General features: G+C 32.9%; 18 protein-coding genes and 1 tRNA gene. 18 read left to right on the forward strand and 1 reads right to left on the reverse strand.

From position 1 onward, the window contains the following. Positions 1 to 73: 73 nt before the first annotated feature. From topA to Q0857_RS05865, 7 genes are all read left to right on the forward strand, one after another. Positions 74 to 2,566 carry a type I DNA topoisomerase gene (gene topA, locus Q0857_RS05835; protein WP_298533006.1) on the forward strand — a complete coding sequence of 831 codons (2,493 nt, stop codon included), beginning with the start codon at positions 74 to 76 and terminating at the stop codon, positions 2,564 to 2,566. 168 nt (positions 2,567 to 2,734) lie between these two features. Continuing rightward, positions 2,735 to 3,901 (forward strand): formimidoylglutamase, encoded by a 1,167-nt coding sequence (locus Q0857_RS05840; RefSeq protein WP_298533008.1) that lies wholly within the window; start codon positions 2,735 to 2,737, stop codon positions 3,899 to 3,901. Between the two features lie 161 nt (positions 3,902 to 4,062). Beyond that, complete coding sequence (gene gldK, locus Q0857_RS05845; RefSeq protein WP_298533010.1) at positions 4,063 to 5,427, forward strand: gliding motility lipoprotein GldK; 1,365 nt, start codon at positions 4,063 to 4,065, stop codon at positions 5,425 to 5,427. Between the two features lie 106 nt (positions 5,428 to 5,533). Then, on the forward strand, positions 5,534 to 6,169 hold the full coding sequence (gene gldL / locus Q0857_RS05850) for a gliding motility protein GldL (RefSeq protein ID WP_298533012.1): 636 nt from the start codon (positions 5,534 to 5,536) through the stop codon (positions 6,167 to 6,169). A gap of 58 nt (positions 6,170 to 6,227) precedes the next feature. Next, positions 6,228 to 7,790 carry a gliding motility protein GldM gene (gene gldM, locus Q0857_RS05855; protein WP_298533013.1) on the forward strand — a complete coding sequence of 521 codons (1,563 nt, stop codon included), beginning with the start codon at positions 6,228 to 6,230 and terminating at the stop codon, positions 7,788 to 7,790. 61 nt (positions 7,791 to 7,851) lie between these two features. Next, complete coding sequence (gene gldN, locus Q0857_RS05860) at positions 7,852 to 8,742, forward strand: gliding motility protein GldN (protein WP_298533014.1); 891 nt, start codon at positions 7,852 to 7,854, stop codon at positions 8,740 to 8,742. A gap of 99 nt (positions 8,743 to 8,841) precedes the next feature. Further along, complete coding sequence (locus Q0857_RS05865; RefSeq protein WP_298533015.1) at positions 8,842 to 9,888, forward strand: FAD-binding oxidoreductase; 1,047 nt, start codon at positions 8,842 to 8,844, stop codon at positions 9,886 to 9,888. Between the two features lie 103 nt (positions 9,889 to 9,991). Here the strand turns inward: Q0857_RS05865 and Q0857_RS05870 are convergent, their stop codons facing one another. Beyond that, entirely contained in the window at positions 9,992 to 10,375 is a 384-nt protein-coding gene (locus Q0857_RS05870) for a DUF983 domain-containing protein (protein ID WP_298533016.1), read from the reverse strand. An 85-nt stretch (positions 10,376 to 10,460) separates the two neighbouring features. Here Q0857_RS05870 and Q0857_RS05875 point away from each other — a divergent pair, with 85 nt between their 5' ends. From Q0857_RS05875 to Q0857_RS05925, 11 genes are all read left to right on the forward strand, one after another. Continuing rightward, on the forward strand, positions 10,461 to 12,371 hold the full coding sequence (locus tag Q0857_RS05875) for an ABC-F family ATP-binding cassette domain-containing protein (RefSeq protein WP_298533017.1): 1,911 nt from the start codon (positions 10,461 to 10,463) through the stop codon (positions 12,369 to 12,371). Positions 12,372 to 12,446: 75 nt separating this feature from the next. Further along, entirely contained in the window at positions 12,447 to 13,577 is a 1,131-nt protein-coding gene (locus Q0857_RS05880; protein ID WP_298533019.1) for an HlyD family efflux transporter periplasmic adaptor subunit, read from the forward strand. Continuing rightward, positions 13,577 to 16,774, forward strand: coding sequence for an efflux RND transporter permease subunit (locus Q0857_RS05885; RefSeq protein ID WP_298533021.1), 3,198 nt, complete (start codon positions 13,577 to 13,579; stop codon positions 16,772 to 16,774). Before Q0857_RS05880 ends, Q0857_RS05885 begins: the two co-directional genes overlap by 1 nt. Further along, positions 16,764 to 18,080, forward strand: a complete 1,317-nt coding sequence (locus Q0857_RS05890; protein ID WP_298533022.1) for a TolC family protein — start codon at positions 16,764 to 16,766, stop codon at positions 18,078 to 18,080. The genes Q0857_RS05885 and Q0857_RS05890 overlap by 11 nt, the downstream gene beginning before the upstream one ends. A 146-nt stretch (positions 18,081 to 18,226) precedes the next feature. Then, complete coding sequence (locus tag Q0857_RS05895; RefSeq protein ID WP_298533023.1) at positions 18,227 to 19,051, forward strand: Two component regulator three Y domain protein; 825 nt, start codon at positions 18,227 to 18,229, stop codon at positions 19,049 to 19,051. A 71-nt stretch (positions 19,052 to 19,122) separates the two neighbouring features. After that, on the forward strand, positions 19,123 to 19,305 hold the full coding sequence (locus tag Q0857_RS05900; protein WP_298533026.1) for a CPXCG motif-containing cysteine-rich protein: 183 nt from the start codon (positions 19,123 to 19,125) through the stop codon (positions 19,303 to 19,305). A 120-nt stretch (positions 19,306 to 19,425) separates the two neighbouring features. Beyond that, positions 19,426 to 19,498, forward strand: a tRNA-Met gene (locus Q0857_RS05905). Between the two features lie 259 nt (positions 19,499 to 19,757). Then, entirely contained in the window at positions 19,758 to 21,338 is a 1,581-nt protein-coding gene (locus tag Q0857_RS05910) for a hypothetical protein (protein WP_298533027.1), read from the forward strand. After that, a complete protein-coding gene (locus Q0857_RS05915) occupies positions 21,335 to 23,017 on the forward strand; it encodes a hypothetical protein (RefSeq protein ID WP_298533028.1) in 1,683 nt (560 codons plus the stop codon). Before Q0857_RS05910 ends, Q0857_RS05915 begins: the two co-directional genes overlap by 4 nt. Before the next feature lie 7 nt (positions 23,018 to 23,024). Further along, on the forward strand, positions 23,025 to 24,128 hold the full coding sequence (locus Q0857_RS05920) for a DUF4238 domain-containing protein (RefSeq protein WP_298533030.1): 1,104 nt from the start codon (positions 23,025 to 23,027) through the stop codon (positions 24,126 to 24,128). Between the two features lie 71 nt (positions 24,129 to 24,199). After that, on the forward strand, positions 24,200 to 24,613 hold the full coding sequence (locus tag Q0857_RS05925; protein ID WP_216066766.1) for a hypothetical protein: 414 nt from the start codon (positions 24,200 to 24,202) through the stop codon (positions 24,611 to 24,613). The last annotated feature ends 71 nt before the right edge of the window (positions 24,614 to 24,684 follow it).

Raw genomic sequence — 24,684 nt, forward strand, 5'->3', positions numbered from 1 at the left:
ATAATCAGATAATCCATAAAATGCTACAGATAAACTTTTTTTCATATACATTTGTAGCTTCAAAAAAAGTAGTATGGCGAAGAATTTAGTGATCGTGGAGTCACCAGCAAAGGCAAAGACCATTGAAAAATTTTTAGGTAAAGATTTTAAGGTAGAATCTAGTTTCGGACATATTTCTGATTTACCTTCTAAAGAATTGGGTGTTGATGTTGATGGTGATTTTAATCCAAAATATGAAGTTTCAAAAGATAAAAAAGCGGTTGTAAAAAAACTGAAAGATTTAGCGAAAAAAGCTGAAATGGTTTGGTTGGCTAGTGATGAGGATCGGGAGGGAGAAGCTATTGCATGGCATTTATCTGAAGCATTAAAGTTAGATAAGGATAAAACGAAACGTATTGTTTTTCATGAAATTACAAAGTCAGCAATTAAAAAAGCCATTGAAAATCCGCGAGGTATAGATTATGATTTGGTCGATGCCCAACAAGCGCGAAGAGTACTTGATAGAATTGTTGGATATGAGCTGTCTCCGGTACTTTGGAGAAAAGTAAAAGGAGGGCTTTCAGCAGGTAGAGTACAATCTGTTTCGGTACGTTTAATTGTAGAAAAGGAAAGAGAAATTCAAGGATTTGCTCCAGTAGCGTCATATAGAATAGATGCTGAATTTTCAAATGAAGAAGGAAAAACATTTAAAGCCAAACTACCAAAGAATTTTAAGTCTAAAGAAGAAGCTCAGAAGTTTTTAGAACAAAATGCTTCTGCAGATTTTAAAGTTGCAGATTTACAAAAAAAGCCTGCAAAAAAGTCGCCCGCAGCACCTTTTACAACGTCAACTTTACAGCAAGAAGCATCACGAAAATTATATTTCTCGGTAAGTAAAACCATGACTATGGCTCAGCGTTTGTATGAGGCTGGTTTGATTACATACATGAGAACAGATAGTGTAAATTTATCGGATGAAGCGAGAAAAGGGGCCGAAGAAGAAATTAATAATGCTTACGGATCAAAATATAGTAAACCAAGAAATTATAAAGGAAAGGCGAAAGGGGCGCAAGAAGCACATGAGGCTATACGTCCGACAAATTTTGCGACTCACTCGGTAGATATTGATAGAGATCAGGCTAGATTATATGAGTTAATCTGGAAACGTGCCATTGCTTCTCAAATGAGTGAAGCAGAATTGGAGCGTACCAATGTGAAAATAAGTGCATCAACCCACAAAGAAACTTTTACTGCAAATGGCGAGGTGATTACCTTTGATGGATTCTTGAAAGTGTATTTAGAAGGAACGGATGATGAAGATGTAGAGCAAGATGGTATGTTGCCTGCAATGAAAGCTAACGAGACTTTACTTAATAATTACATTACAGCAACGGAGCGTTATACAAGGCCGCCGGCAAGATATACTGAAGCTTCATTGGTTAAAAAGCTCGAAGAATTAGGTATAGGTAGACCATCTACATATGCGCCAACCATTTCAACTATTCAGAACAGAAATTATATTGAAAAAGGCACAGTTGAGGGTGAAGAACGCAAATATTCGCAACTAACCTTAAAAGCTGGTGAAGTAAATGACAATATACTTTCAGAAAAAGTGGGATCAGATAAAGGTAAGCTAGTGCCAACCGATATTGGAATGATTGTTACCGATTTTTTGGTAAACCATTTTGATGCTATTTTGGATTATAATTTCACTGCTAAGGTTGAGGCAGATTTTGATGAGATTGCTGAGGGTAATGAAGATTGGAAAAAAATGATGAAGTCATTTTATAAAAGTTTTCACCCTGTAGTGGAAGATGTAAAAGAGAATGCTGATCGCGAGTCTGGAGAAAGAATTTTAGGAACAGATCCTAAAAGCGGCAAGCAAGTAAGTGTTAGGCTTGGTAAGTTTGGTCCGATGGTGCAAATAGGTACTGTAGATGATGAAGAAAAACCGCAATTTGCAAGTTTAAGTCCAGACCAGCAATTAAATTCCATTACCTATGAAGAAGCTATGGATTTATTTCAGCTTCCAAAAACATTAGGTGAATATGAAGGTGAGGAGGTTCAGGTTAATAATGGACGTTTTGGACCTTACGTAAAATTTGGTAGTGCCTTTGTTTCGCTTCCAAAAGGTGTTGACCCATTAAGTGTAGAGCTTGATGAAGCTATTGTTTTGATAAAAGAAAAGCAAAAAGCAGATGCACCTATATATATGTACAAAGATTTACCAGTACAAAAAGGTAAAGGGCGTTTTGGGCCATTTATAAAATGGAACAATATGTTTATTAACGTGAATAAAAAGTACGATTGGGATAATTTGTCTGATGAAGATATTGTTGAATTAATAGAGATTAAAATTCAAAAAGAAATAGATAAAGTTATTCATAATTGGGAAGAAGAAGGTGTTCGTGTTGAAAAAGCACGTTGGGGGAGACATAATGTTTTAAAAGGTAAGATTAAAGTAGAGTTACCAAAAACTGTTGATGTATCTGAAATGACTTTGGAAGAAGCAAAAGCAATTATAGAGGCTAATGCTCCTAAGAAAAAGACAACAAGGAAAAAAAAGGCCCCGGCTAAAAAGAAGTAATATTTATTGTAAATTTTGAATTCGTAATAATTACGATTGGAAATTACTGATATAATACTTTTGTAATATTATTTTTGCATTAACACGTTAGATATTATCATTTATTCTTTTGATATTTGTTTAATAACATAACAAGTTAGAGATAAGTAGATTGACTTTGCTATTAATATGAATTTTAATTTCCTCTCCCCAGTTTCAGATTTAGTGCTAGCTCATAATGAGTTGCTTTCCTCTCAAGCTTTGGGAAGAAAACTCAAAATTCACTCTACGCAACATGGTATTCCTGATTTAGATGGTGTTGATCTTGCTATTATTGGTGTTATTGAAAATAGAAATGATATTAATTATATAGGTGAAGAATTTCAGTTGAATGAAATTAGGAAGTCTTTTTATAGTCTTTTCCCTGGAAGCTGGAATACAACCGTAGCCGATTTAGGTGATATTAATAAAGGAGAGAGTGTTGAGGATACTTATTTTGCTTTAAAAGAATCCATTTCAATCCTAGTGGCTAAGCGAATAATTCCAATAATTTTGGGTGGCTCACAAGATTTAACATATGCAAATTACAGAGCATATGATTCCTTGATTCCCATGGTAAATATAGTGAATGTAGATGCTCAATTTAATCTTGGAGATTCATCAAAACCTATTAAAAATAATAGTTTTGTTGGTAAGATTATCTTGGATGAGCCTTATAACTTATTTAATTATGCTACTATAGGGTATCAAACATATTTTAATTCCCAGGAAGAAATTGATTTAATGGACAGTCTTTATTTTGAGTCCTATAGATTAGGTCAAATTTCAAATGATATAACTATAGTTGAACCCGTACTACGCGATGCTAATATTGTAAGTATTGATTTAAATGCCGTTAAAGGTTCCGAATTAAGTTTGGGTCAAAGGTATTCTCCTAATGGTTTAGATGGAAAAGAAATTTGTGCTATTGCAAGATATGCCGGTATAAGTAATAAAGTGACTTCTTTTGGTGTTTATGAGTATAAGCCTTCAAAAGATGATGAAATGACGTCAATGTTAATTGCTCAAGTACTTTGGTACTTTATTGAAGGTGTTAATTGTAGAATTAAGGATGATGACTTTCTTGATGAAAGTAGCTATCAAAAGTTTATCACTTTGGTGGATTCTCAAGAGTTGGTGTTTTACAAAAGCAATAAGACAGGACGATGGTGGATTGAGATTCCTTTTTTAGCTGAAGTCAATAATAAATTGAAAAGACATACGTTATTACCATGCATGCACCAAGATTACCTTGATGCATGTAATAATATGATACCAGACCGCTGGTATAAAGCGTTTCAAAAGAATTGTGTTTAAAAGTAAATACAGTTAAACAGTTAATTTCATCGGTGAAATGCTGTTTTTTTACGACGAAATGTTATTTTTTTAGATAAAAAGTTGTTTTTTAGGAAATATATAAATATGTTTACGCTCTCGTAATTGAAGCTAAATAAATTAACCTCGAGTTTATCATGGATATGAAGAAGTTTATACTATTAACCGCATTATTAGCAATACTTGTAAGTTGTGGCTCTAAAGATAGGGGCGAACTAGTAGGTGTTCAAGGAAAAAAATGGCATCCTGAAAAGCCTTTTGGCATGGAACTTATTCCTGGAGGTGCATTTATTATGGGTAAAGCCGACGATGATCTGGCTGGAGTTCATGATGCACCCGCAAAGACCGTTACTGTAAGAGCCTTTTATATGGACGCTACAGAGATAACAAATAGCGAATACCGTCAATTCGTTAATTGGGTAAGAGACTCAATTGTAAGAATGAAATTGGCTGTTTTGGCTGATGAAGTCGGCATGACTCCCGAAGATGGAGGTATTGGCGAGTATGCATTTAAAGATGCAGATACAGTTAATATGTCTGTTTATGAAAAGTATATGTTTGAAAACTATACTGGTCTTGGTCCGGATATGTATGAAGGAAGAAAATTAAATAAAGATGTAGATTTACTTTTCGATACTTCAGAATATCCAGACGAGTATTATACAGAAGTTATGGATACTATGTATCTTCCAATAGAGGAGTCTTATAATGGGCAACGAACTTGGGATGTAACTAAGTTTAAATTCCAATACAGCCATATGGATATCCAAGAGGCAGCAAGAAGTAGAGGAGTAAAACGTAAGGACGTAATTATAAAAGAGGAAATTGAAGTATATCCAGATACTACCGTTTGGATTAGAGATTTTGCATACTCTTATAATGAACCTATGCATAACGATTATTTCTGGCATGATGCTTATAGTGATTATCCTGTGGTAGGAGTAACATGGAAACAAGCAAAAGCATTTTGTGAGTGGAGAACACTTTGGAAAAATACTTATCAAAAATCGAAAAAAGGAGCGGCAAATGTAAACACGTTTAGATTACCATCTGAAGCTGAGTGGGAATATTCAGCAAGAGGAGGTCTTCAAGCTGCAACGTACCCTTGGGGAGGTCCTTATACAAAAAGTGATAGAGGTTGCTTTATGGCAAACTTTAAACCTGTAAGAGGCGATTATGCTGCAGATCAAGCATTATATACTGTTGAAGCAAAATCTTATGAGCCAAATGATTATAATTTATATAATATGGCTGGTAATGTTGCAGAATGGGTAAATGCATCTTATGATCCTGCATCTTATGAACATACATCAACAATTAACCCTAGTGTTAATGACCCTGATAATCAAAGAAAAATTGTAAGAGGTGGTTCATGGAAAGATGTTGCCTACTTTTTACAAGTAAGTTCAAGAGATTTTGAGTATGCTGATTCAGCAAGAAGTTATATAGGTTTCAGAACCGTTCAAGATTACATGGGGACACAAGTAACCAGTAACGGTAAGAAATAATTTTAAACCAAATCAATAACCAGATATGCTAACGTGTATCGCAATAAACATTATTTATTAATCAACCTACTTAAGTAGTACCTACTTAAATTAAAAATCGAAAATTATGGCAAAGTCAAAAGCAAGTAAGAAATTTATGAATATGGCATACGGATTAGGAGCAGCAATTGTAATTGTTGGTGCACTATTCAAGATTATTCATTTCGAAATTGGACCTTTAACTGGTAACGTAATGTTAACCCTTGGTCTTGTAACCGAAGCAATTATTTTTGCATTATCAGCATTCGAACCTGTTGATGAAGATTTAGATTGGTCTTTAGTATATCCAGAATTAGCTGGTGGTCAATCCACGAAAAAAGATGGGAAAGAAGATGCTCAAGGTCTATTATCTCAAAAATTAGATAACTTATTAAAAGAAGCTAAGATTGATGGCGAGTTAATCTCAAGCTTAGGAGAAAGTATTAGAGGTTTCGAAGGAGCTGCTAAAAACATGTCTTCTACCGTTGACTCTGTTGAAGCATCTAAAAAATATGGTGAGGAATTATCATTAGCTGCTGCTCAAATGGAATCTTTAAACAGTTTATATAAGGTACAGTTGGATAACGCTACTAAACAACAAGAAGTTAACGAAGAATCTGTGGAGAATGCTGCTAAGTTAAAGGAGCAAATGGAATCTTTAGCATCTAACTTATCATCATTAAATGGTGTTTACGGAGGTATGTTATCTGCAATGAATAAATAATTAGGAGAGTTAATAATCCCAAATTACTATTAATTAACCAAAAAAACCTAATTAAATCATGGCAGGAGGAAACTTATCACCACGACAGAAAATGATTAATCTGATGTATTTAATATTTATAGCGATGTTAGCTTTAAATATGTCAAAAGAAGTGCTTTCGGCCTTCGGATTAATGAACGAAAAGCTTACAGAATCTAACGAAGCTACAGAATCTAGAAATGCTAGTTTTGTTGCAAGTTTAGATGTAAAAGCTGCAGATCAACCAGAAAAGTATAAACCATTAAAAGCTAAAGCAGATCAGATTGATGCTTTAGCACATGATTTTGATGCTTATTTAGAGGAGCTAAAAGGTAAAATGACAACCAAAATTGATGATCCTACAGATTATGAGATCATGGATAAAGGCGATTACCTTGATGAGCATTTCTTTAAAGGAGACAAAATTAAAGAAGATGGTCAAGAATTTTTAAACCATATGAAAACCTTTAGAGAAGGTGTGGCTAAAATTTTAGCCGATGAAAAAGGTATGGAGTCTGTTGTAAAAGAAGTTAACGATAAATTTAACACTGAACCAGTAAAAAACAGAGATGGTGTTAAAGTGGATTGGTTAGACTACCATTATAAAGGATTTCCTTTAGTGGCGTCTTTAACTAAAATGACACAACTTCAAGCAGATATTAAAACGACTGAATCTCAAGTTTTATCTAATATGTTAGCAGGAACACTTTCTAGTGAGGTGTCAATGACAAACTATACAACTTTAATGGAAACTTCAAAATCAGCTTACTTTAATGGTGAGCAGTTTGATGGACAAATTGTGTTAGGACGTAAAGATGCTTCTACAAAACCAAGTAGAGTAGAATTAACTTTAGATGGTAGAAAGCTTTCTGAAGGTCAATACTCTATTGAAGATGGTAAGGTGAAGTTGAAAATAGGAACAGGTGGTGTAGGAGAACATAAGATTGAAGGTAAATTAATTTTTGCCCAAGATGGTGAAGAAATTGAAGTGCCTGTAAACTCTTCTTTTGCTACTGTTGCCAAACCAAATGCAGCGACGATTTCGGCAGATAAAATGAACGTAGTATATCGTGGTGTTAAAAACCCAATGACTATTTCGTTTGCTGGTATTCCAGATAATAAAGTGAACGCTAGTGCACAAGGTTTATCTAGATCGAAAGGAAGTAGTTATGTTATGGATGCTACAAGAGTTAAAGGTAGAGAAGTTACCATTAACGTAACAGGTACATTACCTGATGGCGGAAAAGTAAGTGATAATGCAAAATTCAGAATTAAAGATTTACCGAAGCCAACAGGTACAGTACGAGGTGAAGACGGTTCGTTAAAAATGCAACGTAATAGTCTTAAAATTTCTACTATTGGTGCTAAATTTGATGATTTTGATTTTGAATTACCATTACGTGTTACTGGATTTAAGTTTAAAGTTCCAGGACAACCAACAATAAACGTAAAAGGAAACAAGTTAGATAGTAGAGCTCAAAAAGCTTTAGCTAAAGCAAAACGTGGTTCTGGTGTACAAATATATGACGTTGAAGCAAAAGCGAGTGGTGTAAGTGTAATACTTAAAAAAGTATCACCAATTTTTGTTGAGTTAACAAACTAAAAACTACGGGCAATAATGCCTTGTATTGTTGCCCTAGATTAAAAATGTAAAATTGACTAAGATGAATTTAAAAAGTTTTTTATTAACCGTAACAACTGTTTTTACAGTGTCAAGTGTTTTTGCGCAGGCGAATATTTTGAACGCAAAAAGCCCTGATGAGATTGGTGTGAGAACTGCAGATCAAAAGGCGGTAGATAATGATAAACCTTTAGAATATGGATATGTTGATGATAGAGATATTCTATTTTCTAAAATGGTTTGGGAGAAAGTTGTTCTTGATGAGCGCGCTAACTTCCCATTGTATTACCCAATTGATACTAATAACATTGGTAGTGATAGACGTTCTTTATATGATGTACTGATGAAAAACATCAAAAATGGAGAGATAGAAAACATTTATGATGATTCTTATTTTACCACGAAAAGAACGCTTAAAGATATTGAGTCTGCATTAACTATGGTCGATACCACTGAGCTTGGTATCGAGCAGTTAAACGCAGGTGAAGAATTATCTGCTGAGTATATTAATAGAAGAAGTATTTCTGCCGCTGATATAAAAGAATATCATGTAAAAGGACTTTGGTACTTTGATAAACGTCAATCAGAAATGAAGTATAGGCTATTAGGAATTGCTCCGGTTGCTCCTGATGTTAACTTTATTGATGAGGATGAGCCAGATTTAGTTGCTTTATTTTGGGTTTGGTTTCCTGATGCCAGAGAAATATTGCATGAAGCTAAATCGTTCAACGATGAAAATAGTTCAATGCCTTTTTCTTTCGATCATTTGTTAAATGCAAGACGTTTTCAAGGCTATATTTTTAGAGAAGAAAATGTTCAGGGTGATAGAGCTATTTCAGAATACGTGTCTGATAATGCTTTAATGCAGTTGTTAGAATCTGAAAGGATTAAAGATAAAATTAGAGACTTTGAACTTGATATGTGGACATATTAAGCCATAGAATAAATAAGTTTAGAACGCTCACTATATTAGTGGGCGTTTTTTTATGCAGTTTATTGAACTAAATTCATATTCTGAGTATCTTCGTCAAAGATGAAACAAGTAGATTATATAGTTGTAGGAATTGGAATTGCAGGTATTAGTTTTTGTGAATATTTGAAAGCTAATAATAAATCTTTTATGGTATTTGATGATGTTTCTCAAAAATCTTCAACCGTCGCTGGTGGTTTATATAACCCTGTGGTTTTAAAAAGGTTCACGTCAGTTTGGAAGAGTAAAGAACAACTAGGTTTAGCATTACCACTGTATGCAAATATTGAAAAAGAACTTAATGTGAAATTGGATTATAAAATTCCAGTTTATAGAAAGTTCGCTTCTTTAGAGGAACAAAATGATTGGTTTTCGGCATCAGATAAACCTTTGCTTTCTGAATTTTTGTCTACAAGAATTATTAAAAATAACAGCCCATATATAGAAGCGCCATATGGATTTGGGGAAGTTTTAGAGACAGGGCGTATTGATGTAAAAACCATGATTGAAGCCTATAAATCAGATTTGATAAAAAAGGAAGCTTTAAAGGAAAGACCTTTTGATTATGATGCATTGTCTTTTAAAAATGATAAAGTAAGCTATCGTAGTATAGATGCTACAAATGTGGTGTTTTCAGAGGGTTGTGGTGTAAAACAAAACCCTTTTTTTAAAGATTTGCCACTTAACCCAGCTAAAGGAGAATTAGTAGTTATTCATGCTCCAGATTTAAAAATTGAATTCGTTTTAAAGGCAGGGGTATTTTTAATTCCTTTAGGTGATGATAAATATATTGTGGGAGCTACTTATGAGTGGAAAGATTTAAGTAATAGCATTAGTTTAAATGCAAAAGAAGAACTTTTAAATAAACTTAAAAAACTTATTCATTGCCCATTTGAAGTAATTGATCAACTAGCAGGAATTAGACCTACTGTGAAAGATAGGCGCCCCTTGGTTGGGCAACATAAAGTTCATAAAAACCTCTTTGTACTTAATGGCTTAGGAACTCGAGGAGTCATGATAGGTCCTTACGTGGCGAAACAGCTATATAATTTTATTGAAAATAACGAAGCATTAGAATCCGCTATTGATATAGCAAGATTTTCATCCTAGTTGTCTTGCGTTAGGGATCGTAGTGGTAGCTTTTGGTGAGGTGCGCATCGAACCAAAACTTTTAACGGAAAGCCCGACCCTGTGGGTAACGCCTAAAATAAATTTATTTTTTAGCCAAAGACTTGTCGTAACTCATAAAAAAGTTAATCCAAATATTGCGAGACAACCTCATAATAATGGGCATGCAGATAATTAATGTAACCACTATACTAATAAAAACGGTATTAACACTTGCGCTGAAAATAAAAAATGAAATTACAAATGCTGCAACAGCAAAAGCTATACCCACCGCATAACTAACATACATAGATCCATAAAAGAAAGAAGGTTCTATCTTGTATTTTGTACCACAGTTAGAACAAGTTTTGTGCATATCTAAAGCCTGAGCAAGGGCATACGGATTTTTGTTTTTAAACATAGATTCTTCATGGCATTTTGGGCAACTACCAGTTAAAATGCTATACAATTTTGAGCCTTTTTTAAACATATAATTTAATGTACTTTTGCAAGCGCAATTACAGTACAAAAATACCATTTAATACTAAATGGGCTGTGACAAAAGTTACATTTCTATGATGAACATTCATAATTTATCGATTTCATTTCAAGGAGAATACCTATTTGAAGACATTACTTTCAAATTAGGAAATGGAGATAGGGTAGGCTTAATTGGTAAAAATGGAGCAGGTAAATCTACGATGCTTAAAATTTTGTCAAAAGAATTGGAGCCTGACACAGGACAAATAGCTGCTGACAAAGAACTTAAAATTGGGTTTTTAAAGCAAGATATAGATTTTGTTTTGGGTAGAACTGTGCTTGAAGAAGCATATGAGGCATTTACCGAAATAAAGAGTTTAGAGGCTCAAATGGAAGCTGTAAATACACAAATGGCTGAGCGTACAGATTATGAAAGTGAAGGCTATCATCAGCTAATGATTGATATCAATGAATTGCAGCATCAGTACGAAATTTTGGGAGGTTATAATTATCAAGGCGATACTGAAAAGATACTTCAGGGGTTAGGATTTAAGCGCCCTGATTTCGATAAATTAACCGATACCTTTTCTGGTGGATGGCGTATGCGAATAGAGTTGGCAAAGTTGCTGTTACAAAATAACGATGTTCTACTACTGGATGAGCCTACTAACCACTTAGATATAGAATCTATAATTTGGTTAGAAGGATTTTTAAAGAATTATCCTGGTGCAGTTGCGATTGTATCTCACGATAAAATGTTTTTGGATAATGTAACAAATAGGACTATTGAAATTTCTTTAGGGCGTATTTATGATTATCCCAAACCGTATTCGAAATATTTGGTTTTGCGAGAAGAATTGAGAACACAGCAATTGGCATCTCAAAAAAATCAACAAAAACAAATTGAACAGACTGAAAAGTTAATTGAAAAGTTTCGTGCTAAAGCATCTAAAGCTACAATGGCCCAATCCTTAATTAAGAAACTTGATAAAATTGATAGGATTGAGGTTGACGAAGATGATAATAGTGTTATGACTCTTAATTTCCCAGTATCTATTACTCCGGGTAAAGTTGTTGTTGAAGCGGAATGTGTGTCGAAAAATTATGGAGATAATCAAGTTTTAAAGCAGGTAGATTTACAGATAGAACGTGATAGTAAAACAGCCTTTGTAGGACAGAATGGACAGGGGAAATCGACTTTAGCTAAAATTATTGTTGGAGATATAAAGTATGATGGTGATATGAAGCTTGGGCATAATGTGCAAATAGGTTACTTTGCCCAAAATCAAGCTGAGTATCTTGACGGAAATAAAACCGTCCATGATACGATGATTGATGCAGCCAACGAAACAAACCGAAGTAAGGTAAGAGATATTTTAGGTTCGTTTTTATTTAGAGGTGATGAGGTCGATAAGTATGTACGTGTGCTTTCTGGAGGTGAGCGTAACAGGTTGGCATTGGCTAAGTTAATGTTGCAGCCGTTCAATGTTCTTATTATGGATGAACCTACCAATCACTTAGATATTAAGTCTAAGAATGTATTGAAAGAGGCTTTAAAACGTTTTGAAGGTACATTAATATTAGTGTCGCACGACCGTGATTTTTTGCAGGGTTTAACTAATATGGTTTATGAGTTTAAGGATCATAAGCTAAAACAGTATTTAGGAGATATTGATTATTATTTAGAACAGCGTAAAGTCGAAAATTTAAGAGAAGTTGAAAAACGAACGGTTGTTAAAGAAACACCTAAAGCTAAGAAGCAGACCTCTTATGAAGATCAAAAGAAAATTAAATCTTTAAATAACAAACTCAGTAATGTCGAGTCCAAAATCAATCAATTAGAGCGCGATATTAAAGCTATTGATTTGGAACTTGAGGCGAATTATGAGGAAACAACTTCGAAACCTAATTTTTTTGATAACTACCAAAAAAAGAAAAAAGATTTGGAAGGGTTAATGGAGAAATGGGAGGCTATTCAAATGGAGATTGAGTTATTAGACAACTAGTCTTTTAGGTTTTTTTTAACGTTTAACGTTTAAACTATAGTTTAATTTTGCAGTCAGACCATCAAACGAAATAACATGCGCAAAATTATACTTTCCATTATTGGAATTCTATTCGTTGCACTTTCATTTTATGTTGCAAATACCCTTATAGCAAATAAAAATAAGCCAAAACCAGTAAAGGAAAAAGTTGTAAAAACTGTTTTTATTGATACCGTTAAAAATGGGACTGTAAAAATTGTTATTCCTGCTAACGGTAATTTGGTTGCAAAGCGCAGAGTAGAATTGTTTTCTGAAGTTCAAGGAGTATTTAAGCCTTCAAATATTCTTTTTAAACCTGGACAAAAATATAGTAAGGGTCAGGCTTTAATCAGAATTAATGCTTCAGAGTATTATGCTAGTGTACAATCTTCAAAAAGTAATTTATACAATACACTAGCTGCAATTATGCCTGATTTAAGGTTGGATTTTCCTGATGTATACGAGAAGTGGAAAAACTACCTGAATAATTTTGATTTAAGTAAGACTACACCCAAACTTCCAGAAATGACTTCGGATAAGGAAAATTATTTTATTACAGGAAGAGGTATAATTTCTAACTATTATAATGTTAAAAATTTAGAGCAACGATTATCTAAATACACCATAGCAGCTCCTTTCTCTGGGATACTTACTCAAGCATTAGTAACAGAAGGTTCGTTGATAAGATCTGGACAAAAACTGGGTGAATTTATTGACCCCTTGGTGTATGAAATGGAAGTAGCCTTAAGTAAAGGGTATGCGAGTTTATTAAAAGTTGGAGAATCCGTACAACTTAAAAATTTAGATGGTACCGAATTCTATAAAGGAAAAGTATCTAGGGTAAATGGTAGTATTGATACGGCTACACAAACTATAACGGCTTATATTGAGGTTAAAGATGATGCATTAAAAGAAGGCATGTATTTAGAAGCAACATTAGATGCGAAGGAAGAGTTAGATGCGATAGAAATTGACAGGAATCTATTTTTAGAAAGTAAACAAGTTTTTGTAATTCGAGATAGTATTTTGGATGTAATTGCAGTAAATCCTGTTCATTTTTCAGACACAAAAGTTGTTTTAAAAGGTGTTCCAAATGGGACTGTAATTCTAAAAAAGGCAGTTCCTGGCGCTTATGCGGGGATGTTAGTGAAGCCTTTTAAATCAACGGGTAAAAAAGCGAAAAAGTAATGAGAAAACTAATCGCTTATTTTATAAAATACCATGTTGCTGTGAATGTTTTTATATTAGCATTTCTAGCCTTTGGTATTATTGGAATAATTTCATTAAAATCTTCGTTTTTTCCTTTAGTTGATTCAAAAATTATTAACATAAATATTACTTATCCTGGAGCTTCACCGCAAGAGATTGAGGAAGGCGTTGTTCTTAAAATTGAAGATAATTTAAAAGGCTTAAGAGGCTTAGATAGGGTAACCTCAGTTTCCAGAGAAAACAGGGGTACGATTACAGTTGAAATTGAAAAGGGTGAAAATATTGATTTCATGTTATTGGAGGTTAAAAATGCGGTAGACCGTGTGCCATCATATCCAACAGGCATGGAGCCCTTAGTTGTTGCAAAACGAGAAGAAGTGAGGCAAACAATCTCTTTTGCTTTAAGTGGCAAAAATGTACCTCTAGCAACATTAAAACAAATTGGACGACAAATAGAAAATGACTTACGAGCTATTACTGGAATTTCGCAAGTTCAAGTTTCTGGATATCCGGAAGAAGAAATTGAAATAGCGGTTAATGAAAATAGTTTGCTAGCTTATGAAATAACCTTTAATGATGTTGCTCAGGCTATTAGTACATCAAATATTTTGGTTACAGGGGGGAATATAAAGACAGATGTGGAAGAGTATTTAATAAGAGCCAATAATAAATCGTACTATGGAGATGAGCTGTCAAATATCATTATAAAAGCGACACCAGAAGGTAAAACGGTTCGATTGAAAGATATTGCTAATATTCGAGATCGTTTTTCTGAAACTCCAAATGCTACATATTTTAATGAGCAATTATCTGTAGATATCACGGTTACAAGTACCAATAACGAAGATTTAATTTCGTCGGCCGATAAGGTTAAGGATTATATTGAAGGTTATAATCAAAGCCATAATAATGTTCAACTTAATGTGGTTCGAGATTTATCAATTACCCTAAATCAGCGTACAAAACTATTAACTGAAAACGCCGTTATAGGCATGCTACTGGTATTAACCTTTTTATCCTTGTTTTTAAATACTCGATTGGCATTTTGGGTGGCCTTTGGTTTACCAATCTCGTTTTTAGGGATGTTTATTTTTGCAGGGCAGTTTGATGTCACTATTAATGTACTATCTCTTTTTGGGATGATCATTGTAATAGGTATTTTGGTAGACGACGGCATTGTTATTGCCGAAAATATCTATCAACATTATGAAAAGGGAAAAACACCCATTCAGGCTGCTATTGATGGTACTATGGAAGTAATTCCTCCAGTGGTTTCTGCTATTATTACGACGTTACTGGCCTTTTCACTATTCTTGTTTCTAGATAGTAGAATAGGAGAATTTTTTAGTGAAGTTTCTGTTATCGTAATTTTAACTCTAGTAGTATCATTAGTTGAAGCTTTAATAATTTTACCAGCACATTTAGCACATTCAAAAGCATTACGAAAGCCAATTGAAGATGAAAACCCATCGAAGCTAAAACAATTTTTTGCTAAAATGAGGGGAATTAATAAGCTTGGAGATCGTTTCATGGCTTATTTAAGGGATGAGATTTATAGTCCTGTATTGAATTTTGTTTTAAAATTTAAGCTATTGGCCTTGGGAATTTTCATTGGATTTTTGGTCCTTACGTTTGGTGCAATTGGTGGCGGAATTATTGGAGTTACCTTATTTCCTTCTATAGCTAGTGATACTGTTTCTGTAGAACTTGATATGCCTAATGGAACTAATGTTAAGATAACGGATTCTATAATCTCTATGATTGAACAGAAGTCTTATATAGTTAATAAAGAGCTGACAGAAAAATATCTAAAAGGAACGGGGAAGGAACTTTTTGAAAATACAATACTATCATTAAACAGTTCCTCTAGTGCTAGATTGCGAATAAATATGCTTCCTGGGGAAGAACGACCAGATGCTATCAATTCTCGACTGGTAGCGAATAGGTTAAGGGAAATTGTAGGACCTGTAATTGGAACTGAACGATTAATTTTTGGATCAGGTGGTAATTTTGGTGGAAGCCCTGTATCTGTTTCATTATTAGGAAATAATATAGAAGAGCTTAAAGCTGCTAAATTAGAACTTAAGAATATTTTACAGTCTAACCCATTATTAAAAGATGTTGAGGATAATGATCCAGCAGGGATTAAAGAAATAAGGTTACAATTAAAAGAAAGTGCCTATCTCTTGGGGCTAGATTTAAGGTCTGTTATGAATCAGGTTAGGGCTGGTTTTTTTGGTGTCCAAGCCCAACGTTTTCAACGCGGACAGGATGAAATAAAGGTGTGGGTGCGTTATGATAGAACCAGTAGGGAGTCAATTAATGATTTGGACGACATGCGTATTGTAACACCTTCCGGTGAAAGAGTTTCACTAAAAGATATTGCGCAATATAAAATTGAGCGAGGAGATGTAGCTATAAATCATCTTATAGGACAAAGAGAGATAAGAGTGTCTGCCGATTTAAAAGACCCGAGTACAAGTGCTACGGATATACTTGATAATATTAAGGGAAATATTATGCCGGAAATGCAGTCTAGATACCCCACAATTTCAGCTTCTTTTGAAGGTCAAAATAGAGAGGCTTCAAAACTTTCAAGTTCTTTAGTAACTGCCGGAATTCCAATTCTTTTACTCATATATATTACTATTGCTTTTACTTTTAGAAGTTATAGTCAACCTATTTTATTGTTATTATTGGTGCCATTTAGTTTAACTGCGGTTGCATGGGGGCATTGGGTATTAGGCTTTTCTGTTAATATACTTTCTTTACTAGGTATTATTGCATTAATTGGAATTATGGTGAATGATGGCTTGGTACTCATTGGTAAGTTTAATTCAAATTTAAGGGAAGGGATGAATTTTGATATGGCGCTTTCGGAAGCTGGAAAATCTAGATTTCGAGCCATATTTTTAACATCTTTAACTACAGTAGCAGGATTAGCGCCCTTATTACTCGAAAAAAGTAGACAGGCTCAGTTTTTAAAACCTATGGCTATTTCAATATCTTTTGGTATTGCATATGCTACTGTATTAACGCTTTTGGTCTTACCGTTGTTTTTAGCTTTTAGTAATGGAATAAAGAAAAATACCAAATGGCTTGCCACGGGTCGTGAGATATCAAAAGAAGAAGTTGAACGTGCCATTAAAGAACAAAAAGAGGAGCATGAAAATTAAATTTTACATATTTGTTAGCCTTCTTATTGTGCAGTTTCCATTATTCGCACAGGAGATCCTTACCCCAAAAGAAGCAGTAGCGTTGGCATTAGAAAATAACTATGGTATTAAACTGATAAATACGGATGTTGAAATTGCTAAGAATAATGCGAGTGTTTTGAATTCTGGGTATTTACCCACCGTTACTGGAAACGCTGGAGCTGTTTATAATAGAGATAATACAGAGGCAGAATTTGCAGATGGCCGTGTGACTGTTTTAAATGGAGCTGAAAGCTCTCGGTATAATGCATCTGTAGATTTAAATTATGTTTTATTTGATGGTTTAGGGAGGTCCTATAATTACAAGCAATTGCAAGAAGCAGAGCAATTAACAGAATTGCAAGCAAGGGAGACTATTGAATTGACCATGTTGCAGTTATTTACGGTATATTATAATGTGACTGAACTCACAGAAAATGTAAAATCGCTTAACCAGACTTTAGAAGTGTCTAAGGATAGGTTAAAACGTGCAAGTTATCAATTTGATTACGGACAGAATACTAAGCTAGAAGTTTTAAGTGCCGAAGTAGATGTGAATAATGATAGTATTACGGTTTTGAATACAGAGCAACAACTACGCAATTTTAAACGCGATTTAAATTTAGTCCTTGGAAACGTATTACCAGAAAGTTTTGAGGTTGATACCTTTGTGAGTTTTAATAATATCTATGACAAAACAGACTTATTGGAAAAGACTATTGCGAATAACGTGAATTTGCTTCAGATAGATAAAAGTATCGATATAAATACTTACGGGGTAAAATTAGAGAAATCTGCTTATTTACCTTCTGTTGGTTTGGTAGGTAGTTATGGGTGGAATAGGAACAATAATAACGCTGCTTCTTTCGTTGCGACGTCAACAAATACTGGTATTTCTGGGGGTTTAAATTTAAGCTGGAACTTGTTTGATGGCGGGAATACCATTACGCGTGTAAAAAATGCAAAAATTAACTTGGAGGCTCAAGAGATTAGAAAAGAAGAGTTATTGGTTACTTTAGAGCGCGACTTTAATAATGCTTGGGGTAACTACCAAAACCGTCTTGAAATCTATTATCTTCAAGAAAACAATATTAAGACTTCTCAGAATAACTTTGATAGAACTCAAGAAAAGTTTAGATTAGGGCAAGTGAGTTTCGTAGAATTTAGATTGGCGCAAATAAATCTTCTTAATGCTGAAATAAATAGAAACAAGGCAAAATACTTTGCTAAAATAGCAGAATTGGAAATGCTTCAAATAAGCGGAGAGTTGCTGAATGTAGGCTTATAATATTATGTTTGGTAGTTGTAGGTTAAGTGATTTATCGTTTAACGGCTTGTAAGTGTTAAAAAAAAGCGCTTTTCGTCGAATAAAATAACTGATAATCTATATTTTGGTTAATTTCGTAAGAAATAATCCCTTAAATTAACCAAAGTATGAAATTCTTAAAACTTATTTTAATATGTTTTTTTGTGACTACACATGTTTTTGCAGATATCTCACCTAAAGAGAAAGAAGCTTTAGTAGCCCTTTATAATTCAACGCACGGAGATTATTGGAATGTGTCTTGGGATATTAAAGAACCAGTGAGTAAATGGCATGGTGTTATAATTGAGAATAATAAAGTTGTAGAAATAAACCTTGAATTTAATAATCTTGAAGGTGAATTACCAAATGAGTTAAGCAACTTGATTTATTTGGAAAGAATCAACTTAGGGTTCAATAAATTGGTAGGAGAACTTCCTTCGAGTTTACAAAGTTTAACAGAGTTAAGGTATTTAGAGTTATTTATGAATAGTTTCGAAGGTCCTATTCCATCTGAATATGGAAAACTGAAAAATCTAGAGTCACTTAAATTATATAGTAATAAATTAACTGGAGAAATACCTGTAAGTTTAATGGAATTAACTGAGTTAAGAGAACTTTTATTAGGAAGTAATTATTTAACAGGTACTATTCCTAATGGAATTAGTGCGTTAAAAAATCTTGAGAAATTGAGTCTAATGGATAATAAGCTTCAAGGTGAGATTCCGTCAGAAATAGCTCAATTATCAAATCTAGAAGAGCTGCTTTTATCAACGAATCAATTAACCGGTTATTTACCACAAGAATTTGTAATGTTAACTAAACTAACTACTTTAATGGTTAGCGATAATAATTTAAGTAGCGAGTATATAACAGTTTCTGGAGAAAGTACATTGCCTATTGGAAATGTTAATTTAGAAACAGCTGCTGCAACAATGGACATTGAAAAAGAATAGTTTTGTAAATTTTTGAGTTAGTTTAAAAAAAAGATCATCTTTAAGATGGTCTTTTTTTAGTTTTGAGTATCATGAAAGAACATTTTTTTACTTGCCCATATTGTTGGGAGCACATTTCTATGTTGCTTGATAATTCTATTTTAAAACAAAAATATATTGAGGATTGTGAGGTTTGTTGTAATCCTATTCAAGTTTCCGTATCCTTTGAGAGTTCTGAATTGTTAGATTTTCAAGCAGATAGCATTGAGCAATGATTTTTTATCATTTAATGCTTGTAGAAAGCTAAAAAGGATTGTATATTTGCAGTCCGAAATAATTTGGTCGGCATTATGAACCGAAAGTTAAAAGCTAAGTAAATTATTTTAGATTTATATCGCGGGATAGAGCAGTAGGTAGCTCGTCGGGCTCATAACCCGAAGGTCACTGGTTCGAGTCCAGTTCCCGCTACTAGTAAAACCAAGCCTTTCAAGAAATTGAAAGGCTTTTTTATTTCATATAGTACAGAATAAGTACAGAATTTAGCTGTTTATCTTCTGCTAAATAGTATTTGATTTAGTTTGATTTCATTTAGTATATGAAATAAAATTTAAACTATATTTTTCTATGAAAATTGAAGAATTGCGAATTAATATTAAAAATACCTTACAATTTTTCTAATTCGCTTCTATACTTTTTTAACTTTAGTCAAAAATTTAATTCTTTTCATTTGCAATTTCTACAAGACTTATTAAATAACAAAGAGCCAGATAATTGGTGGAAGGAGTATAAGGATTTTTGTAAGGATATTAGTAAAGTTGATAGAAGCCTATTTATTGAAGCATTACCGGCTTTATTAAAAAAGTTAGAAAATAATTACGCTCATAGAGATCTTAGAATAGCCTTAGAGAATGAATCAAAAAGTAACGCCTCTTTTGGTAAGGAAATTTATTCTAAGATTTTGGAAGCTCAGAATCTATTTTTGTACGATTCTCTAACAGATATTATCTCTGGCTTATATAAATCGGACCAAAAGTTTGCAATTACTAAAATCAAAAACTTAATTAGAAATGCTGAGATAAGTTTAAGCAGAATTGGCATACAATCTATAGCCAAGATAGATTTGTTAGATAAAGCAACACCAAAAGCCTTTATCAGTTGGATTGAGAAACAATTTAATGATATTGCAAATTCTGAATCATTAGCCGAGTCGTGGCCATCAATTTTCTTTACAGCTAGAAATAAAAGAAAGGTTTTAAAAAATGCTGATGCTATTATAGATAAACTGTCTAGTGTAAAAACTATAGGCATTCAACTAGAACTCATTTACTTTTTAGACCATAATCTAAATTTAGAAAAGGAAATAAAACTATTTGAAAAATATCTTCCATTATTACTTCACATAGACCTTGAACATGCAGGTGCTTATAATCACTTGGCATATCGCTTAGAAAATGTAGCCAAAACAAATTTAAGCATAGTAGTTGGTTTTATTACGGATTGGATAGATATGAGTCTTGAAAATGCAAGAAAAATAGAATACTTCAGTCATTTAATAAATACACTTTGCGATGATTTTTATCCTGATTTTCAAAAGCTCTACACCAACTGGTTAAATAAAGACAATCCTAATTTTCATATTGCCATTTTCGAAATGAATGGTGCTAGATATATGAGAAATCTTTTAGGGTTAACACTTTCTGAAGATGTGTTAAAAGATCTTTCTGATTATGATATCGAATTTATAACCTATAAAATTTTGGCTTTCGTCTATGATAAAGACACTTCATTATCATTAGTATATTCAATACTAGAACAAAAAGTAGATAATAAAGAGGTGGTCCCTTTTTTGGCAGATTTGTTTATTGACCATTTTATATTTAATTATTATTCTACAATAGAATTTTTAAACCTAAAAAAGAAAACCGCCAGCAGAAAACTTAAAAAAATAATTAAAGATATTATTGAGGAAGGCGAAAATAAATATAAAGCTTATTCAGACCTAAAGGTTCTGAAAGAATTTGCACCATCTGAGGGACGACTAATGCATTACGACAAAATCCAGAATAAAAAATTCAGGAAGATGTATAAGGAAACTGAAGATAATAGTTCACCGCTACGTGGTTTATTTAAGAATCTTCATTACAGAGCTGGAGCATCTTCATTTACAAAGTACAATGGGGAATATACCGAAAGGATGACACCAGGAGTTGTTTCGCATAAAGGGGAAATGCCAAGAGGCGAATTTATAGACCCTATTGGTCAAAAAAAGGAAAGATTATTATGGCAAAATTTTAAAAGACGACAATGAGGTTTTTACTCAGCGAATATATAAAACTATTAAAGGAGGATAAGGAGTTAGACACCTTATTGACTGATCTTTTAGTTGGAATGAAATTTACAACCATTTCAAGACCAATGAGAGGTCGGCAATTTGGTGTGGATATTTCAGCTGTGGGTATAGATTCAGATGATGGAATAAAAAAAGTGTTTTTGTTTGCAGTAAAGCAAGGTAATCTAACCCGAACAACTTGGGATGGAGATGTAAACGCAATCCGTTCTACATTGAATCAAATAAAAGATACTTATATAACCACATCACTTACAACTCGCTTAAAAAAGTTACCTATTAAAATAATTGTATGCACAAATGGAGTCATTAATCAAAATGTATTAATTGATTGGACGCAATATGTAGATTTAAATACTACGGATAAAGTTGAATATGATTTTTGGGGAACAGGAGAAATAAGCGCAATGCTTGACGATTATTTGGTAAAGGAAAAATTATTTCCACAGGAGTATCAGTCCTTATTAAGAAAATCCTTAGTGTTTTTAGAATTACCTGATTATAATTTACAACATTTTTATGTGCTGATTGGTCAAATTTTAGAGAAACAATCGAAGCAGAAGAGACAGATATTGAAAAAACTTAGACTCGTTAGGTTGTGTTTAAATATAATTTACAAATGGTCTCAGGATAACGAAAACTTAAAACCGTCAATTTTTGCAAGCGAGAGAAGTTTAATACTCGTTTGGCAATTTATTCAGCAAGGCGGACATATGGAAAAGACTTTTGTGAGACAAGAGTTTTATAAAATTCATCTTCTACGAAGAATAATCGGAGTGAATTACTTTAACAAAGCTGCGATGCATTATAGAACTGAGCATAGCCTCTATAAATACAGTAGAAATAGTTTAGAATATAGTCTTAATGTTTGGGAAGAAATCGGAATAATAGCGACCATTGGATTAAGTGAAATACAAGAATATAGAATTCATTATCGCGAGGACCGTAAGGAAGAAGCTCAAAAATATTATAATAGTGCGCTCTCAATTAGTAATGCACTATGTTTATTTATAGAGAATAATCCACCTTCAAAATATCCAGAATACGATTCGCATAGTGTGGAGATAGCACTAGCACTTAACTTATTATGTTTTACTCGAAATTTTGATCCAGCAAAAAAATGGATAACATCCATCACTATGGGTTTTGATGACAGATATAGGATAGAAAAATTCTTTCCATTATTTAGAAAAAATTATGACAAGCTTGTAGATATCCATAATGGAGATGAAGACTGTGAAATTGAATCTTCTATGATAGTACCTATTTTGGCAGAGTATGCTTTAATTTTAAATCAAGAAGACTTATATCAGTTTATTCGTAAGATAATTAACGACCTTTTTGCTGATTTGAATTTGCAAATCTGGTTTCCACTTGAAGAAATGGAAGATAAAATTTGCGTTCAAGATTATAGTCATGGGGAAGGAACCCTAAAACATTCTTTGACCCTTTATGAAGATGCTGAAGAATACAAAAAAGAAATGGTATCAGAAATGGAACTCTTTGGATTAGAAAAGGATTTTAAAATTTTTAAGCACAGTTTCGATATTGTAGCACACGTTGCAAGCAGGCATTATAAAAGCCAACCTTTTCCTTTAACTTGGCGTGTTTTTATGAAGCAAGAAGTCTCAGCAAAATAATAGAATAATGTCAAATCCAATAAAACAACATTATATACCACGTTCATATTTAAAGAACTTTGCAGTTGAAGGAAGAAAAAGAAATCACTTTGTGGATGTTTACAAAATGGATAATGATATGCTATTAGAGCAAATTAGCACTAAAGATATTTGTTTTGAAAAGAATATTTATACAATACCAGCTGAATCAGATGAAATAAAATATGCCTTAGAAAAACACTATGCTGAAAATGTTGATAGTGAGTTTCCAAAAGTATATAAGTTGCTTATTGACGAAAAGCTGCTGACGGTTACGCAAGAGCAAAAAATCCAAATACTTTATGTATGTCTATCATTATATTTCCGCACACCACGGATTCTAAATCATCAAAAAAGTTTTAATAACCAAATATTTGATGCTGCTTCACATACAGTAAATAAAGAAGGTATTATTAAAATGAATTTGTATGGAGAAAAAATGGAATTTCATATAGATGATATTGAAGTAGTTAAAAAAGAATACAATGAACGTGCAAGAACAGCTTTTTTAGTAAATCATTTAGAACAATGGGGGAATTTTGTAAAGTTCAAATACGATTGTACAATAAATGTGATTAAAATTAATGACACCGATGCACCAATAATTACGTCTGATAATCCCGTTTCAATTAGACATTTTGAAACAAATAAATTTCAAGGTTTATATGATCCTAAAGCAGTTATTACATTACCCTTGGATCGTTCACATTATTTAGAGATACATCCTAATGACTATGCAGATGGTCAAACAAGAATTAATAGACTTACTCAAGACAGAGACTATGTGTTTACTACAAATGGAGTAACACAACAAAATGCTGAAAACTTATTAGTAGCATACAAAGGAGATATTGATAAGCATTTTGATATTCAAAACCATTATGAAAATCCAGAAAATGGAGAAGAATTTTTAAAAAAAGCTAAATACAGAGCAGAACAAGCTCTTGTTTTATTTGATATCCTAAAGAAAAAAGGGTTTGTTTCAAAAGAGTTTATAGGTAAACTTAAAGAACTTTTAGAGCATCCATTTTGTAAAGATGATATACAAATGTTGAAATATAAAAAAGTACTTTCTAAAATGGGAAAATGGTAATAACGCATAAACTCTAAACTTCTGTTAAACAAAACATGGTGTTGTTAAAATTTCGTAGCTTTGCAATCAGTATGAAACAAATATTCCATCAAATAATGTCTTTGGCAATGGCTTTTGTAGTGTTATTCTCTACAATGTCATTTACGCTTAATATGCATTATTGTGGAAATACTTTGGTTGAAACTGCTATGTTCAATAAAGCGGAAGGATGCGGAATGGAAATGGAAAAACCATCAGCTGAAGGTTGCTCTATTATAAAAAAGAACTGTTGTAATGATGAACAATTGGTAGTCGATGGTCAAGACGAACTGCAATTGCAAGTTGACAAAATTTCTTTTGAGCAACAAGTATTCATTGCTTCATTTGTTTACACATATATCAACCTTTTTGAAGGTTTAGATAATAATGTATCTTCTTTTGAAGAATACAAACCACCACTCGTCATAAGGCAACTCTACAAGATTGACGAGACCTATTTAATTTGATTTTTAAACAATAGACTGTTTTATCCTATGACTGTATAATGTCATAAGGATAATTTGCTGTATTCGGTGTT

The sequence above is a fragment of the uncultured Algibacter sp. genome (assembly GCF_947495925.1).
Lineage (GTDB): Bacteria > Bacteroidota > Bacteroidia > Flavobacteriales > Flavobacteriaceae > Algibacter_E.